The sequence below is a fragment of the Streptomyces sp. NPDC093598 genome (genome assembly GCF_044764825.1).
Classification (GTDB): domain Bacteria; phylum Actinomycetota; class Actinomycetes; order Streptomycetales; family Streptomycetaceae; genus Streptomyces.
This window is the reverse complement of the sequence record NZ_JBIWIV010000005.1, coordinates 214,078-229,716: the sequence shown is the minus strand read 5'-3', so window position 1 is coordinate 229,716 and position 15,639 is coordinate 214,078. Positions and strand designations below refer to the sequence as shown.

The following is a 15,639-nucleotide window of genomic DNA, read 5'->3' as shown; positions in this document are numbered from 1 at the left end:
TGCCGGCTTCCGCGTCCGTACCCGTCTCTCCCATCTCGTCAGAGGTGCGACGAGCATGCCGTGATGACGACTACTCAAGGCGTCAACACCTTGAGTTGCGTGTCCGCCTGCCGCGCTCGAGGCCCCTCGGCGACCGTCGAAGGGCCTCAAGCGCCTTGTCCGGGTCGAGAGCTGCAGCGGCGGACGGGCGTCTGAGTAAGCGCGACTGATCGTCGAAACGGATCCTCCCTGATCCGTAGCTCTGCGCAGATCCCTCAGAGCGGGTTGAGGCGGGCCTTGAGCAGGCAGAACTCATTGCCCTCGGGGTCGGTGAGAACGTGCCACTGCTCCTCGCCGGTCTGACCGATGTCGGCCGGGCGCGCCCCGAGCTTCAGGAGGCGTTCGAGCTCGGCGTCCTGATCGCGGTCGGTGGCGTTGACGTCGATGTGCAGACGCGACTTCCCCGGCTCCGGCTCGTCCCTGCGGCTGAGGATGATCGTCGGCTGCGGGCCGCCGAACCCTTCGCGCGGGCCGATCTCGAGGGTGCCGTCCTCCTCGCGGTCGAGCACGACGAAGTCCAGGACCTCACACCAGAACCGGGCCAGCACCTCGGGTTCGCGGCAACCGAGCACGAGCTCACTGATTCGACATGCCATGGACGAAACCTGCTTTCAACGTGGGAACTGCCGTGGCGGCCGCGTGCGGAGTTCTTGGCCAACTCGCAGTGGGACGCGCTCGCGACCGTATCGGGCGGGGCGAGTAGGTGCGCACAATTTTCAGGTCCTCGCCCCGCCCGGCCGGAACAACGAGGTCGGCGGTGGAACCGGCATGCCGTGCCTGCGAGCCGGGGAGAGGGTGCCGCCCCGGCTTGAGGGGCTTCGGGTCAGTCGCCGACCTGCGGCAGCAGGGTGACCATCTTGCTGCCGTTCTAGGCGACGAGCACATCGTCGTAGCGCAGGAGTTGGGGCGAGTCCCCGAACCCGGGCCTCGGTTTGCCGGTGTCGACGTGACCGCGCCAGACCTGCTCACCCGTGCGGAGATCGAGTCCGGACAGATCTCCGGTCGGGCTGAAGAAGTACACGATCCCCTGCCCCGCCGACGCCACGGGGGTCGCGAGTCCCGGCATCGTGTTCTGGCTGGGCACCTTGACGCCCACCGGGCGGGTCCACAAGGTCTTCCCCGTGGTCAGCGAGTGGGCCGAGGCCTTGCCCTGCAAGGACACGAGGATCAAACGATCACCGACGACATCGGACGTGGCCAGGGCTCCCTCGATCCGGTAGGGGTGTGCCTGCTCTCCCGAGCTGCTGAGGGTGGTCAGCTGCATGTCCTTGCGCCCTGGACCGGGTGCGAGCGCCGGGGGGCCTGTACGAGCACCGGAGCTTGGCGAGCGATCGGTGCGCCGTACTGCGGACCGTGCCATCCGGGCATCCCAGCAGCGTCGCGACCTCGGCTCCGGCAGGTCCTCGAAGTAGCGCAGCACTACCACGGCCCGCTGCCGCTTCGTCAGACGGCCGAGCGCCGCCCACAGCGCGATCCGCAACTCGGAGTCCGAGCGTGCTCCCGAGCCGAAGCCCGGCTCCTGGGCCGGTACTCCCACTGGGTTCCGGTTCGGGTTGTGACCCTCGGTGGCGAGGCCGGCGGATCACCGTCCTGGCGGGTGCGGGCCCTACTGGCCCGCTGCGTAAGATGCTCCGTATGAAGTCGAGTATTACGCCCGTGCGTCGCGAGGTCGTCATACGACGGGCTGTCGCCCGGGACGCCAAGCGGCTTACGCAACTGGTGCGCGGCTCGCGTGCCTACGAGGGTCACTTCGCGGCGATGGTCGCGGACTACCGCGTCGGGTCCGACTACATCGAAGCCCATCGGGTCTTCGCGGCCGTCGACACCGGTGCTTCCGTGGGCCGGGTGCTCGGTTTCTACTCGCTGGTCCTCATGCCGCCAGAGCTGGACCTGCTCTTCGTCGAGGACAGGACGCAGGGCCGCGGCATCGGGCGGTTGCTCATCGACCACATGAAGTCCGAGGCTCGCGCGGCAGGGCTGGACCGTGTCCGGGTGGTGTCGCATCCTCCGGCCGAGGGCTTTTACCGCAGCGTGGGCGCGCTGCGTACCGGGACCGCCCGCGCGAACCCGCCTGCGGTGGCATGGGACCGGCCCGAGCTGGAATTCCTGATCCCGTAACTGCTGATCCGAAATCTTGTCGCGGGTGCGGTCTGCCACCCTCACGACAGGAACACACGCCGTGGACGGCGCCCGCGCGATGCCGAAGTCGAGGACGCGTGGGCCTCGTCGGCGGTGATGTTGACCCCGAGACGCTGGACGACCCGTGACCAGCTCCCCGTCGCCTGCACGCCTCTCCCTGCGCACGATCACCGTACGTGACGCCGCCCGGTGCACCCCGGCCGATCTCCCGTCCAATGTGCCGTGCAGCAAGGGAGACGGACACACCACCCGGCAGTCGGGGAAACCGGGCTCAGCCGCCGCGCCGCACCCTGGCCGCCTTGCGGGCCTCCGCGAGCTTGCGCGCTTCGCTGCTCTTGCGGGATGACCTGGTACCGGAGCCGCTCTTCCCGTCCTTGGCGCTGCCCAGGCCGCGGAACGGGGTGTTGTGGTTCTTGGGGCGCGATACGGCCGAATCGCCGTCGAGAGGCTCTCCGGAGGGAACCTTGGCGCCGGTGATCCGGCTCAGCTCCGCCTCGCCGGACCGCACCTTGGTCACCTTGGGAGCGACGTCGGCGTCCGCCATGACCTGGCTCGTCTCGCGGCGCTGTCCCGGCAGGACGAGGGTCACGACGGTGCCGGAGCGGCCGGCCCGGGCCGTGCGGCCCGCGCGGTGCAGATAGTCCTTCGGATCGGTGGCCGGGTCGACGTTGACCACGAGGTCGAGGTCGTCGACGTGCAGGCCGCGGGCGGCGACGTTCGTCGCCACCAGCGAGGTGACCTGCCCGTTCCTGAACTGGGCCAAGGTCCGGGTGCGCTGCGGCTGGGACTTTCCGCTGTGCAGGGCGGCGGCGGCCACGCCGCTGGCCCGCAGATGCCGCGTGAGCTGGTCGACGCCGTGCTTGGTGTCCAGGAACAGCAGGACGCGGCCGTCCCGGGCGGCGATCTCCGTGGTCACGGCGTACCGGTCCGGGCCGTGCACGACGAAGACGTGGTGCTCGATCGCGGTTACCGCGCTGGACGAGGGGTCCACGGAGTGGACGGCGGGGTCGCGCAGGTAGCGCTGCACCAGCTGGTCGACGTCGCGGTCGAGGGTGGCGGAGAACAGCATCCGCTGCCCGTCGGAACGCACTTGGTCCAAGATCTCGGTGACCTGCGGCAGGAACCCCATGTCACACATCTGGTCGGCCTCGTCCAGGACCGCGATGCGCACCCGTCCCAGCCGGCAGCCCTTGCGCTCGATGAGGTCGTGCAGCCGACCGGGCGTGGCGACGACGATCTCGGCGCCGTCCCGCAGCGCGGCGGTCTGCCGGCCGATGGACACCCCACCCACCACGGTGGCGAGCCGCAGCCGCAGCGCCTCGGCGTACGGGGTGAGCGCCTCACCGACCTGTTGCGCCAGCTCCCTGGTGGGCACCAGAACGAGCGCCAGCGGCTCCTTGGGCTGCGCGCGCTGCCCGGCCGTCCGGGAGAGCATCCCCAAGCCGAAGGCGAGCGTCTTGCCGGACCCGGTGCGGCCCCGGCCCAGGACGTCCCGTCCCGCGAGCGCGTCCGGCAGCGCCGCCGCCTGGATGGGAAAGGGAACCGTCACACCGCGTTCGTCCAGCGTCCGCAAAACTTCGGCCGGCAGCCCCAGCTGCGCGAACGAGGTCACCGCGTGCAGCGCCGAAGCGGCGTCCGATGCCCCCGACACCGCATCCTGCCGCCGAGCATCGCCACGTGCTGATTCGCTCACAGAAAGCCTTACTCCGAAGGAACCCGTACCGAGGAAGGCGCGGCAGGGACGCGGCCACCAGCCAGGGACACCGAACGGAGCACCGACACAGCGACACAACAAACAGGCAACGCTAGCACGGGCACGCCGCGGGCCTCGCCCGGCCGCTCAACAGATCAACAGCCTGCCGGGCGCGGCGAGACAGGCTCCAGCGCTCTGTCACGGTCCGGGTACGCCTCGCGCATACTTCTGGCCACGCAACCGCGATGGCCGAAAGATGTGTCTTCGAGCGCGGGGGCCGGCTGCCGGCGACCGGCGGCCCAGGGGGGATGCGAATGAACACATGGGAAGTGCCCGGGTACACCGGGTCGCTCGAACTCGGGGCAGGGGCGAGCGGGCGGGTCGTCCTGGCCGTCCACGAGGAGACCGGCGTTGAGGTCGCGGTGAAGTACCTCAGCGAGTCCCTGCGCACCCGGCCGGGCTTCGTGCACGGATTCCGAGCGGAGGCGCGTCTGCTGGGCGGGCTGGAGAGCCCGTACGTCGCCGGGTTGTACGAGTACGTGGAGAGTCCGGCCGGCGCCGCCATCGTGATGGAACTGGTCGACGGCGTCTCGCTGCGTGCGCTGCTGAAGCGGCAGGGCCCGCTCGACCCCGAGGCCGCGCTCGTCATTCTCAAGGGATCGCTGCTCGGTCTGGCCAACGCGCATCGGATCGGCGTCGTCCACCGCGACTACAAGCCGGAGAACGTCCTGGTCACGCCGGACGGATACTCCAAGCTGGTCGACTTCGGCATCGCGGTGGATGCGGGCACCAGCGCGGGTGTGGCCGGAACCCCCTCCTACATGGCCCCCGAGCAGTGGACCGGCGCTCCCGCCTCCCCCACCGCCGACGTGTACGCGGCCACGGCCACCTTCTTCGAATGCCTGACGGGCCACAAGCCGTATCTCGGTGACAACCTCGCGGAACTCGCGCTCCAGCACGTCGACGCGCCCGTGCCGGCCGAGGACGCCCCCGAGGCCGTGCGGGACCTGGTGCGCCGAGGCCTGGCCAAGAACCCTGAGGAACGGCCCGCACGGGCCGAGGATCTCGTCGCGGAGCTGGAGGCCGCCGCCGGCACCGCCTACGGCCCCAGCTGGGAGGAACGCGGCCGAGGCCGGCTCGCCGCGCTGGTGGCCCTGCTGCCGCTGCTCCTGCCCTCGCCCCGCGAGGCACCCCAGAGCAGCACGGACACGGCACGCACGGTCCTGCACCGGCAGCCGGGACGCGGACGGGCGCAGTCGTGGCTGCCCGGCCGGCCCGGACTGCTCGTCTGCGCCGCCGCACTTCTCGCGGCCCTCCTCACCTCCGGGATCCCGTTCGACCCGGGGACCGCCGCACAGCGGGAGGCGCAGGCCCTGGCCACCACCAGTGCACAGCCCGGCCAAGGGCCGGCCGCTCCCCCCGCTCCCCCAGCCTCCACCCCGTCTCCGTCCACCACGCCCACCGAGTCAGCCGGCCTGTCACCGTCACCCACCGTGTCACCCTCGGGCCCGGCGGCCAGCGGTTCGGGTGAACCCCCGATCCCGGCCACCCCGACCGGAGACCAGGAGACCACCGCACCCGGCGGCCCGGCGACGCCGACGACCACCGTGCCCGCCCCGCCTGCCGCACCCACGGTCAAGGACGTCGCGGTGTCGTCCTTCCGGCAGACAGGGCCCACGACCGCCACGGCCACCATCGGGATCACCACGGACGGAACCGGTCCGATCTCCATCACTGTCTCCTGGTTCACGGGCGGTACGGCGGGACAGCTGGGCACTCCGGACGGTGCGTCCCAGACCTTCGAACGCAGCGGCGCCACCCGGTACACGCTCACCGTCGACCACACCTTCCGGAACCTCGGCTGTTACTGGGCGGTTCCGTCCACCACGACCCCGGCCGCCGCCGACGGAGGCGCCACGCAGCAGCTCCTCACCAGGCGGTGCGACCTCCGATGACCGCACACCACGACGACCGCACACCCTCGCCCGCCTGCCGGACCACCGACACGCCGGGAGCCACAGGCGAACCCACCGAAGTGCTGTCTTCCACCGGCCCGCGGACTCAGGCGCCGGGTGCCGTGGACGAGCGGACCGAGGTGCTCGTGCCTGCCGTCGAAGGAGGCAATGCCACCCACGATCTCCGACCCGCCGACGGCCGCGCCGCGAGCAACGAGCCGGAGTCGGCCGACGCCGCGTACAGCGCCACGGTGCTGGCGAGCCACTGGATCCGGCGCCCCGGCATGGACGAGACCCTCGTCGAGCACGCGGTGGAGAGATGGCCGGCGCCACCCGACCGCGTCGAGGGCACCGTGCTTCGCTTCGGCCCGGGTGTGACCGCCACCGTGGCGGATCGCACCGACCGGCTGCTCTCCGCCGCACCGCCTCCGGCACGCCCGCGTCGGCGGCTGCGCAGACACACGCTGCCCGCGCTCGTCGTGCTCTGCGTGCTCGCGCTCCTCGCCTGGCAGCGTCTCGGGCCGCCTCTCGCCGTCAGCGCGGCCACGATCACGACCCGGCCGGCGGTACTCGGCTGCGACGGCACCGCACACATCGTCGCCCTCGTCACCACGAACGGCCGCCCGGGCACCTTGTCCTACCGCTGGGTCCGAAGCGACGGCACCGCATCGGGCGTTCTGGAAGAAGTGATGGTCCGGGGACAGGAGGAGGCACGCCTCCGTCTGCGGTGGACCTTCGAGGGCCCGGGTCGCCACACGGCCCGGGCTGAACTGCGCATCATGTCCCCCACCGAGCGCACGGCCACCGCCCGTTTCACGTACGAGTGCCCCTGACCGCTCCCCCGGTCCGCCTCTTGGTTCGAGCGCGGGCGGCGGACGCAGCGAGCGTGGCTCTTCGTCGCCCCGCGTCTGCGTACCTACACCGAGCGGGCCGAGAACGCCGGTGTTCTTCACCGTCTACGTGGCCAGCGGCCTGGTGGCCGGCGGATTGCTCTTCGAGCAGGTCTTCGACATCCGCTTCGGCCTCGGAGTGACCCTGACCGCCCTGGTGATCGTCGTCTACGCCTGTCTTGGCGGCTTCCTCGCCGTGAGCATGACGCATGTGATGCAGGGGACCCTGGGCGACGCCCTCGACGGCAAGACCCCGGAGCTGCTCGGCATGGGGGCCAGAGTCGGCTGCGCGGACGGGCAGTGGTCGGCAGGCGGGTCACTCGGAGCCGTGGCCACGATCTCGCTGCAGTCTGCGCCTGATCCGGGACCGCGTCCTGATCTGCGAGGTCTCTGACGGCGGCAGCACCTCACCACGTCTGCGCCATGCCCGGACCACCGACGAGGGAGGGCGGGGACTGCTGATCGTGGCCCAGCTCGCCCAGCGATGGGGGACCCGCTACACGGCGACCGGCAAGGTCATCTGGACGTCAGGTCATCCCGGTCTGAGGGAGTGAAGCCCGGAAGCCCGTCCAGCGCGCCGGTCAGGCAGGCCGGGCGCCGAGCGGCGCAGGACGCAGGGGCCAGGACGCACGTGCGGACACCAGAGCCGGACCGCGTCGGGGGCCCCTGCCGGCGCCCGTACCCGGTCCGAGCGCCACAGCGGTTCCGCCGTGGAACAGTGGAGGAGAGCATGGGCCTGGCCCCGCGAGGCTGCGGGCCGGAGGAAGGAGTCCGCGATGCGTTCCCCTGTGCTGGCGGGCATCGACGGCTCCGAGCGCGCTGCGGCGGCGGCCGAGTGGGCGGCGCGGGAGGCAGCGCTGCGCGGCGTTCCGCTGCGACTGCTCCATGCCTCTCCGCGGCTTCCCGGTTCCGTCGTTCCGGGTCCGGCCCTGGAGCGATTGCGCGACATGGGCGCACGGTTGCTCCAGCGGACGGTCGCGGAGCTCGCCGACCGCTACCCGGACCTCAGCGTGGACGGCGCGCAGGCCGATGACGCCCCGTCCGGGGCTCTCCTCACCGCAGCAGGTGATGCGGAGCTCCTCGTCGTCGGTACCCGCGGGACGGGAGGTTTCGAGGGGCTGGAGGTCGGCTCGGTGGCCCTGCGGGCGGCGGCTGCAGCCCCCTGCCCCACCGTGCTCGTCCCTCACCTTCCCGACGCCTTCGCGAACGGGGTGCCCGCACGGCACAGCGCGGGTCAGGTCGTCCTGGGGTTCGACGCGCACCGGCCGGTCGGTGATGTGGCCGACTTCGCCTTCTCGGCCGCCGATGCTCACGCGGCGCGTCTGCACGTGGTGCAGGCCTGGGCTCTTCCCGCCGAATCCGTCTCTTCACGGACGTTGGTGGTGACCGAGGAGGACCGGGCGAGCTGGGAGGATCAGGAGGTCCTGCGACTGTCCGACCTCCTGCGTCCGTGGCAGGAGAAGTATCCCCGGGTGACGGTCGGCAGCGATCTCATGCTGCTTCACCCCGCGGAAGCGCTCCTGAACGCCTCTCGGAGTGCGGGTCTGCTCGTCGTGGGGCGCCGCACCGAGCGGCGGGCGGCAGAAGGCCGACTGGGGCCGGTCACACACGCTGTGCTGCACCACGCCCGCTGTCCGGTGGCGGTCGTGCCGCACGGAGGATGATGGCTCAGCCGTAGAAGGCCTCGAACTCGTCGTACAGCGATGGCTCCACCACTTTGTTCTCCGCGGTGGCATCCGCGAGGGGTACACGGACGATCCGCGTACCGCGCAGGGCGACCATGCAGCCGAAGTCCCCGTCCTTGACTGCGTCGATGGCGTGCAGACCGAAACGGGTGGCCAGCCACCGGTCGAAGGCGCTCGGCGTGCCACCGCGCTGGATGTGGCCGAGGACCGTGGTGCGAGCGTCCTTCTCGGTGCGCGCCGAGATCTCCTGGGCCAGCCATTCGCCGATGCCGGACAGCCGCACGTGGCCGAACTCGTCCAGCGACTGGTCCTTGAGGATCATCTGCCCTTCCTTGGGGACGGCTCCCTCGGCCACGACGACGATCGGCGCGTAGTTGATCTCGAACCGTCGCTTCACCAGCTCACAGACCTGATCGATATCGAACGGACGCTCCGGGATGAGGATCACGTTGGCGCCGCCCGCGATGCCGGCGTGCAGGGCGATCCATCCCGAGTGCCGCCCCATCACCTCCACCACAAGGGCGCGCATGTGTGACTCGGCGGTGGTGTGGAGGCGGTCGATGGCCTCCGTCGCGATACCGACGGCGGTGTCGAAACCGAAGGTGTAATCGGTGCCCGAGACGTCGTTGTCGATGGTCTTCGGCACACCTACCAGGTTGATCCCCCGCCGACTGAGCTCCGTGGCCACTCCCAGGGTGTCCTCTCCGCCGATCACGACGAGCGCGTCGATCTCGTGCGAGGCGAGAGTGTCCCGTACCCGTTGCAGCCCGTCGTCGTGCTTGAACGGGTTCGTACGGGAGGACCCGAGGATGGTCCCGCCGCGGGGGAGAATCCCCCGCACGTTGGAGATCTCCAGAGGAACGACATCGTTCTTGAGCAGACCGAGCCAGCCGTCCCGCACACCGACGAAGTCGAACGCGTATGTCTGGACGCCTTTGCGGACGACACTGCGGATCACGGCGTTGAGGCCGGGACAGTCACCGCCGCCGGTCAGAACTCCGACCTTCATGGGCCATCTCCCCTCCGCTGCACACCCGGTCCGTTCGCGGCCTCGCGGGGACCCGGCAAAACGTCCCGGGCACACGGATCACCGTCTGTTTCCAGCCTCCCCCGGTTCCGTCCGTGGTGGCCACTCGACGGACACCGCCACCCTCACCTATCGGCGACCGGCGGCGGCCGATGTACCAAACTCACGCTGTTTCGGCGTTGTCCATCTGCAGGGCCGCGCGCAGCCAGTCGTCCGTGGAGCCCGGGGTCGGCTCCGGGCGGCTGCCCGGCGGAGTCAGGACGGTGGCGGCGAGTTCCCAGTACTGGTTCAGGCGCGGCTCGGCCGACAGACGGGAGGCCAGCACACGGCGGAATTCGTGGGTGTCGCGGCTGCCGTAGGCGCTCGCGTATGCCGCGACGTAGGCGTCCAGGGCCTCGCCCGGATGCGGGGTGTGTGCCCGGCGCAGGTGTGGGGCCGCGAGTTCGAATGCTTCGACTAGGCCCGCGTACAGCAGGGTGGCGCCGCCCGCCCCTGCTACTCGGTGCACCTCCGGTTGGGGCTGCCGACCGCCTGGGCAGGGAGCCGTCGTCATCGCATGCAGCCGGGCGAAGGCGAGTACCTGGGAGGGGTGCGGTTCGTCGGGCGGCTGGGGGACGGCCACCTCCAGGAACGCCGCCGTTGCCGGGCGCGGCATCCGTGGTGGCAGCCAGGTGCGCCAGAACCTGGCCAGTGGTGCGGTGCTCGGCGGGGTGCTCAGCGCGCTGAGCAGCCGCAGCCGACCGGCGCGCTGAGCCGGAGGGCAGTCCCGCACCAGTTGGAGTGCCGCTTCCCGCCAGCGCAATGCCTTCATCTCACTGCCGAGCTCACGCAGACGGCTGTCGAGGGCATCCTCCAGTGCGCGGCCGTCTGCCTCCTCGTCCTCGAGGACGCGGCGTATCTCGGGCAGGGGCAGGTCAAGGGTGCGCAAGGAGCGGATCAGCCGCAGTCGTTCCAGCGCCTGGGGGCCGTAGCGGCGGTGTCCGCCACTGCTGCGGGCGGCTTCGGGGAGCAGGCCTTGGTCGGAGTAGAAGCGGACGGTCTTCACGGTGGCACCGGCGCGCTCGGCGAGCTCCCCGATGCTCCACAACGGCTCGTGCGGAGTGGACAGTTGAACCTCCCTCAAGGGGAGTTCCTACGGTACCGGTGCGCGGGCCGGGCAGACGCCGTGGCCCGCGGACGATGGCGTACGCGACCGGCGCGGCGTCATGCGACGAGTCCGGGGAGGGCTTTGTGCAGGTGTTCATCATGGTGTCGGGTGTGTTCACCGGGGCCCATGTCTGGCAGGAGACGGCCGCGCGGCTGGTCGCGGCGGGCAGCGCGGCGCACGCGGTCCCGCTGACGGGCATCGACCCGGCCCGGCCCGCCAGGCCGGCGCACGTCGGTCTGGAGACGCACATCGAGGACGTGATCGCGGCGATCGACGCGGTGGACGTGACCTCCGGGCGGGACATCGTGCTCGTCGGTCACGACTACGGGATCCACCCGGTGCTCGGCGCCGCTGATCGGCGGGCGGAGCGCATCGCACGCGTCGTGTACCTGGACTGCGGGATGCCGCAGAACGGTGTTCCGGCGCTGGCCGCCGTACCGGACCAGGTGCTGCGTGCGCAGCTGGCCGAACGCGCCGAGGCAGGCGAGCGCGAGGGCGTGCTGGCGCCACCGGCCCACGACGAGTGGGAGCGCTGGGGCAGCACCGCCGGCGTCGGCGAGGCGGCCCTGAAGCGGCTGACCGCCCTGGCAGCGCCGCAGCCGCTGGGCACCCTGTTTCAGCCGCTGCGGCTGACCGGAGCGGTGTCCGCGGTTCCCGTCACCGGCGTGCTGTGCGCCCGGAACGGCGCCGGTATCGCCCAAGTGCAGAGGCTCGTCGACTTCGGTGACCCCGCGCTGGCCGTCCTGACCGAACCGCAGGTCACCTTCTTCGAGCTTCCCACCGGGCACTGGCCGATGCTGTCCTGCCCCGCCGCACTGGCAGACGTCCTGCTGCGGGCCGCGGCCGGTGAGGGGCACCGCCTGCGGCCGGTCGGCGACGATGCGCCGGCACCTGCCCACCTGCGCCCGTTCCCGTTGGCCGTCCCCGAGTTGCCTCGCGACCGCCAAGGTCATGTCGATCTGTACGTCCCCGACGGTGAGGGGCCGCGACCGGCCGTGGTCTTCGTGCACGGCGGACCGGTGCCCGCTGGAGCGCGGCCGCGCCCGCGTGAGTGGCCCACCCTGGTGGGATACGCCCGCTTGGCCGCCGCCGAGGGCATGGTCGGCGCGACCCTCGACCACCGCCTCCACGACATCGCGGACTATGAACGCGCCGCCGCTGACATCGCCGCCGGGGTGGAACTGGTGCGGGCCGACGCCCGGGTGGACGCCGACCGGATCGCCCTGTGGTTCTTCTCCGGCAGCGGCCTCCTCACCACGGACTGGCTGACACAACCCCCTGCCTGGCTGCGCTGCCTGGCTGCCTCCTACCCCGTCCTGGCTCCCCTTCCCGCCTGGGGGATGGCCGGCAGCCGCTTCCACCCCGCCAAGGTGGTCGATCAGGCGGGGTCCCTGCCCGTAGTCCTCCTGCGCGCCGGGCGAGAGGCACCCGAGATCGCCGCGACCGTCGATGCGTTCGTGACCGCGGCCGACGACTGCGCAGCGCGACTCGAACTGGTCGATGTCCCCAACGGCCACCATGGGTTCGAAACGCTCAACGCACCAGAGGAGACGGTCCCGGCACTGCACCATGCGATGCGCTCGGTGGTCGCCCACCTGACCGTTGGCTTTCATCGCAGGTGATTCGGTGGTGCCCGCGATTCCATCGGTACGACCTGTGCTCGTGACTCTCTCATGAGCCGGCACGTCTGCCTGGGCTGCGGACTCCCCCCGGAACCATGGTGGCGCTGACTCCACCTCATTCGGGGGGCGTACGCCATTATGCCGCCGGAGAAAGATCCGGATACTGAGCCCCATGACCAAATCAATGGTGCTTCCGGTGGACCCGCCGACGCAAGGAGATCGACAGAAGCAGAACAGGGGAAGCGACTTCTCTGAACTGTCTCGGCGCATAGCAGCGGCCGGGCTTCTCCGGCGCCGTCCGCTGTATTACACGGTCCGTTTCGGACTGGTCGTTCTCGCTCTCGCGGGGTGTATCGGCGCGTTCATCGCCCTGGGGGACAGCTGGGGCCAGCTGTTCGTCGCCGTCGCCCTGGCCGTGGTCTTCGGCCAGCTCGGACTGGCCGCCCACGACCTCGCCCACCAACAGGTCTTCTCCCGTCGTCGGCCCAGCGAGGCAGGGGGACTGCTGGTCGCCGACCTGTTGCTGGGCATGAGCCACGGGTGGTGGATGAACAAGCACACCCGTCATCACGCGAACCCCAATCACGAAGGAAGGGACCCGGACGTCTCGCCGGACATTCTCGTGTGGTCGCGCCGACAAGCGCGCAAGGCCCGGGGTTTGCCGCGATTCGTCGGAAAGCACCAGGCCGCACTCTTCTTCCCGCTACTGACTCTGGAAGGTGCGAATCTGAGCTTCAGCAGCTTCCGAGCTCTCAAGAGTCCGTCAGTGAAAAGGCCCGCACTCGAGGGCGCGCTACTCGTGGCTCATTTCGCACTGTACTTCGGCGGCCTGTTCGCCGTCCTTTCCCCCGCCAAGGCGCTCCTTTTCCTCGCTGTTCACCAGGGCCTGTTCGGCATCTACCTCGGTTCGGTGTTCGCACCCAACCACAAGGGGATGCCGATGATCGAAGAGGGGACCCGGCTGGACTTCCTGCGCCGCCAGGTCCTCACCTCGCGCAATGTCCGGGGCGGCGCGCTGGTCGACGCCTTCATGGGCGGGCTCAACTACCAGATCGAACACCACCTTTTCCCCAGCATGCCGACACCTGCACTCGCCAAGGCGCAGGTCATCACCGAGCGGTACTGCGCGGAGCTGGGCATCCCCTACCACCGAACCGGGCTGATCGCCTCGCACCGGGAGGCGCTGCGCCACCTCAGGAGTGTCGGCGAGCCACTGCGCGCCCGGTCCGAGGGCTGACCCGGCGGACGGCCCGGCTGTGACAAGACGGCCTCAGGAGCTGACCGGGCGCCCCGGATGAGATGGGCTGCCAGGCGCGGTGCGGCACCTGGCAGCCGGCCGCGCTTGTACTCGTTGTCCTGCGGAGGCAGGTCGCCGTCGTCGTCGACGGCTTGCGGGAACCGTTCGCGAATGCAGGAGTAGCCGTTGTTGCGCCAGGCGACGAGAAGGTCACGGACTTCCTGCCCTCTCGCTCATGCCGTCGCCTCCGGCTTCGCCGGGGCGATCTCGGCGATCAGGCCCTCGACCAGTGACTTGATTTCGTCACGGATGGGGCGTACGGCCTCGACGCCCTGACCGGCCGGGTCCTCGAGCTTCCAGTCCAGGTAGCGCTTGCCGGGGAAGACGGGGCATGCGTCGCCGCAGCCCATCGTGATGCAGACGTCCGACTCGCGGACCGCGTCGACGGTGAGGATCTTCGGAGTCTCCTCGGAGATGTCGATGCCCACCTCGGCCATGGCCTGGACAGCGGACGGGTTGACCTCGGCGCCCGGGTCGGAGCCGGCGGAGCGGACCTCGACGCGATCTCCGGCCAGGTGGGTCAGCCATGCGGCGGCCATCTGGGAGCGGCCGGCGTTGTGGACGCAGACGAACAGGACGGAGGGCTTGTCTGCCATGGTGATCGTTCTTCCTCGCCGCATGGCGGCACCCGGCCGCCAATGACTTCAGCCCCCGCTGGTATCAGCGAGCGGTGATGTGACACTATCAGCGCATGCTGACTTCAGTCGATCCTGATGTGATCCGGGTATTGGGCGATCCGCTCCGCCTGAAGATCGTGACCCTGCTGGCGCGAGAAACGCTCTGCACGACGCACCTGGTAGAGGAGACCGGAGCCAAGCAGACCAACCTGTCCAACCACATGAAGGTGCTGCGCGAGGCCGGGATCGTGGAGACAGAGCCGTGTGGTCGCTTCACCTACTACAAGCTCAAGCCCGAGGTTCTGGCCGGGCTTTCCGAGCAGTTCGCCGCGCTGGCCGCATCCGCCCGCACCGCCGCCGACAACAAGAGGGCCTGTCCGTGACCTCCACCGAGCCCACCACCGCCCGTGCCCAGGGTGCCGGCCAGACCACGGACGACTCGATCGTCAAGAAGCTCTCCACTCTCGACCGCTACCTCGCGGTGTGGATCCTGCTCGCCATGGCCGCCGGCCTGGGCCTGGGCCGGCTCATCCCGGGCATGAACGCCGCGCTCGCCAAGATCGAGATCGGAGGGATCTCCCTGCCGATCGCGCTCGGCCTGCTCGTCATGATGTACCCGGTCCTGGCCAAGGTCCGTTACGACAGGCTCGACCGCGTGACGGACGACAGGCGGTTGATGATCTCTTCGCTGGTCGTCAACTGGATCGTCGGCCCGGCGGTGATGTTCGCCCTGGCCTGGGTCTTCCTGCCGGACCTGCCCGAGTACCGTACCGGCCTGATCATCGTCGGCCTGGCCCGGTGCATCGCCATGGTCATCATCTGGAACGACCTCGCCTGCGGCGACCGCGAAGCCGCCGCCGTCCTGGTCGCGTTGAACTCGATGTTCCAGGTGCTCGCGTTCGGTCTGCTGGGCTGGTTCTACCTGGACCTGTTGCCGCGCTGGATGAACCTGGGCGACGGTCAGGGCCTGGACGTGTCCGTAGGGCACATCGCGCTGAACGTCGTCATCTTCCTGGGTGTCCCGCTGCTGGCCGGCTTCCTCACGCGCCGCATCGGCGAGCGGAAGCTGGGCCGCGAGAACTACGAGGCGAAGTTCCTGCCGAAGATCGGCCCGTGGGCGCTGTACGGGCTGCTGTTCACGATCGTCATCCTCTTCGCCCTGCAGGGCAGGACCATCACCTCCCAGCCGCTGGACGTCGCCCGGATCGCGCTGCCGCTGCTGGTGTACTTCGCGATCATGTTCTTCGGCACCTTCTTCCTCGGCAAGGGCCTGGGGCTGGCCTACGACCGCACCGCCACCCTCGCCTTCACCGCGGCGGGCAACAACTTCGAGCTGGCCATCGCGGTCGCCATCGCCACCTTCGGCGTCACCTCCGGCCAGGCCCTGTCCGGAGTGGTCGGCCCGCTCATCGAAGTCCCGGTACTGATCGGCCTGGTCTACGTCGCCCTCGCCTGGCGAAGGAAGTTCGCCACCGATGCGGTGACGACGACCCCGTGACGCGGCACGCGGATGTGGTGGTGATCGGCG

The 15,639-nt window shown here is 70.2% G+C and carries 15 protein-coding genes and 2 pseudogenes; 10 read left to right on the top strand and 7 right to left on the bottom strand.

All coding sequences use genetic code 11. The features are described from left to right. Positions 1–254: 254 nt before the first annotated feature. The 3 genes and pseudogenes from ACIRDU_RS19670 to ACIRDU_RS19660 form a co-directional block, all read right to left on the bottom strand. The gene (locus ACIRDU_RS19670; RefSeq protein WP_403581145.1) at positions 255–635 is read right to left on the bottom strand and encodes a VOC family protein; all 381 of its coding nucleotides are present in this window, start codon (positions 633–635) and stop codon (positions 255–257) included. 272 nt (positions 636–907) lie between these two features. After that, positions 908–1,303 carry a PQQ-binding-like beta-propeller repeat protein gene (locus ACIRDU_RS19665; protein ID WP_403581143.1) on the bottom strand — a complete coding sequence of 132 codons (396 nt, stop codon included), beginning with the start codon at positions 1,301–1,303 and terminating at the stop codon, positions 908–910. After that, positions 1,215–1,531 (bottom strand): annotated as a pseudogene (locus ACIRDU_RS19660) (sigma-70 family RNA polymerase sigma factor); the annotation flags it as partial. The pseudogene ACIRDU_RS19660 and the gene ACIRDU_RS19665, both read right to left, overlap by 89 nt. Positions 1,532–1,674: 143 nt before the next feature. Between ACIRDU_RS19660 and ACIRDU_RS19655 the strand changes: the two are divergent. Then, the gene (locus ACIRDU_RS19655; RefSeq protein ID WP_403581141.1) at positions 1,675–2,157 is read left to right on the top strand and encodes a GNAT family N-acetyltransferase; all 483 of its coding nucleotides are present in this window, start codon (positions 1,675–1,677) and stop codon (positions 2,155–2,157) included. Positions 2,158–2,449: 292 nt separating this feature from the next. Here the strand turns inward: ACIRDU_RS19655 and ACIRDU_RS19650 are convergent, their stop codons facing one another. Beyond that, the gene (locus tag ACIRDU_RS19650) at positions 2,450–3,829 is read right to left on the bottom strand and encodes a DEAD/DEAH box helicase (protein WP_403581139.1); all 1,380 of its coding nucleotides are present in this window, start codon (positions 3,827–3,829) and stop codon (positions 2,450–2,452) included. A 356-nt stretch (positions 3,830–4,185) separates the two neighbouring features. On the opposite strand from ACIRDU_RS19650, the gene ACIRDU_RS19645 reads away from it, so the two are divergent. The 5 genes and pseudogenes from ACIRDU_RS19645 (at position 4,186) to ACIRDU_RS19625 (ending at position 8,380) form a co-directional block, all read left to right on the top strand. After that, on the top strand, positions 4,186–5,826 hold the full coding sequence (locus ACIRDU_RS19645) for a serine/threonine-protein kinase (protein WP_403581137.1): 1,641 nt from the start codon (positions 4,186–4,188) through the stop codon (positions 5,824–5,826). A 122-nt stretch (positions 5,827–5,948) separates the two neighbouring features. Continuing rightward, on the top strand, positions 5,949–6,659 hold the full coding sequence (locus ACIRDU_RS19640) for a hypothetical protein (protein ID WP_403581135.1): 711 nt from the start codon (positions 5,949–5,951) through the stop codon (positions 6,657–6,659). A gap of 109 nt (positions 6,660–6,768) precedes the next feature. Beyond that, positions 6,769–7,110, top strand: a complete 342-nt coding sequence (locus tag ACIRDU_RS19635; RefSeq protein WP_403581134.1) for a hypothetical protein — start codon at positions 6,769–6,771, stop codon at positions 7,108–7,110. Continuing rightward, positions 7,064–7,270, top strand: a pseudogene (locus ACIRDU_RS19630) (ATP-binding protein); the annotation flags it as partial. The gene ACIRDU_RS19635 and the pseudogene ACIRDU_RS19630, both read left to right, overlap by 47 nt. A gap of 222 nt (positions 7,271–7,492) precedes the next feature. Continuing rightward, a complete protein-coding gene (locus ACIRDU_RS19625; RefSeq protein WP_403581132.1) occupies positions 7,493–8,380 on the top strand; it encodes a universal stress protein in 888 nt (295 codons plus the stop codon). 4 nt (positions 8,381–8,384) lie between these two features. On the opposite strand, the gene ACIRDU_RS19620 is transcribed toward ACIRDU_RS19625, so the two are convergent. Next, the gene (locus ACIRDU_RS19620) at positions 8,385–9,410 is read right to left on the bottom strand and encodes a 6-phosphofructokinase (protein ID WP_403581130.1); all 1,026 of its coding nucleotides are present in this window, start codon (positions 9,408–9,410) and stop codon (positions 8,385–8,387) included. A 181-nt stretch (positions 9,411–9,591) separates the two neighbouring features. Continuing rightward, positions 9,592–10,551, bottom strand: a complete 960-nt coding sequence (locus tag ACIRDU_RS19615) for a MerR family transcriptional regulator (RefSeq protein ID WP_403581128.1) — start codon at positions 10,549–10,551, stop codon at positions 9,592–9,594. A 107-nt stretch (positions 10,552–10,658) separates the two neighbouring features. Between ACIRDU_RS19615 and ACIRDU_RS19610 the strand changes: the two genes are divergently transcribed. Both ACIRDU_RS19610 and ACIRDU_RS19605 read left to right on the top strand, forming a co-directional pair. Continuing rightward, positions 10,659–12,197: an alpha/beta hydrolase gene (locus ACIRDU_RS19610; protein ID WP_403581126.1), complete on the top strand. Its 1,539-nt coding sequence runs from the start codon at positions 10,659–10,661 to the stop codon at positions 12,195–12,197. A gap of 172 nt (positions 12,198–12,369) precedes the next feature. After that, positions 12,370–13,434 carry a fatty acid desaturase family protein gene (locus tag ACIRDU_RS19605; RefSeq protein WP_403581124.1) on the top strand — a complete coding sequence of 355 codons (1,065 nt, stop codon included), beginning with the start codon at positions 12,370–12,372 and terminating at the stop codon, positions 13,432–13,434. A gap of 233 nt (positions 13,435–13,667) precedes the next feature. On the opposite strand, the gene ACIRDU_RS19600 is transcribed toward ACIRDU_RS19605, so the two are convergent. Continuing rightward, positions 13,668–14,090: an arsenate reductase ArsC gene (locus ACIRDU_RS19600; protein ID WP_403581123.1), complete on the bottom strand. Its 423-nt coding sequence runs from the start codon at positions 14,088–14,090 to the stop codon at positions 13,668–13,670. A 95-nt stretch (positions 14,091–14,185) separates the two neighbouring features. Between ACIRDU_RS19600 and ACIRDU_RS19595 the strand changes: the two genes are divergently transcribed. Together ACIRDU_RS19595 and arsB are read left to right on the top strand one after the other, a co-directional pair. After that, a complete protein-coding gene (locus ACIRDU_RS19595; RefSeq protein WP_403581121.1) occupies positions 14,186–14,494 on the top strand; it encodes an ArsR/SmtB family transcription factor in 309 nt (102 codons plus the stop codon). Beyond that, positions 14,491–15,609 carry an ACR3 family arsenite efflux transporter gene (gene arsB, locus ACIRDU_RS19590; protein ID WP_403581119.1) on the top strand — a complete coding sequence of 373 codons (1,119 nt, stop codon included), beginning with the start codon at positions 14,491–14,493 and terminating at the stop codon, positions 15,607–15,609. The genes ACIRDU_RS19595 and arsB overlap by 4 nt, the downstream gene beginning before the upstream one ends. Positions 15,610–15,639 lie beyond the last annotated feature (30 nt).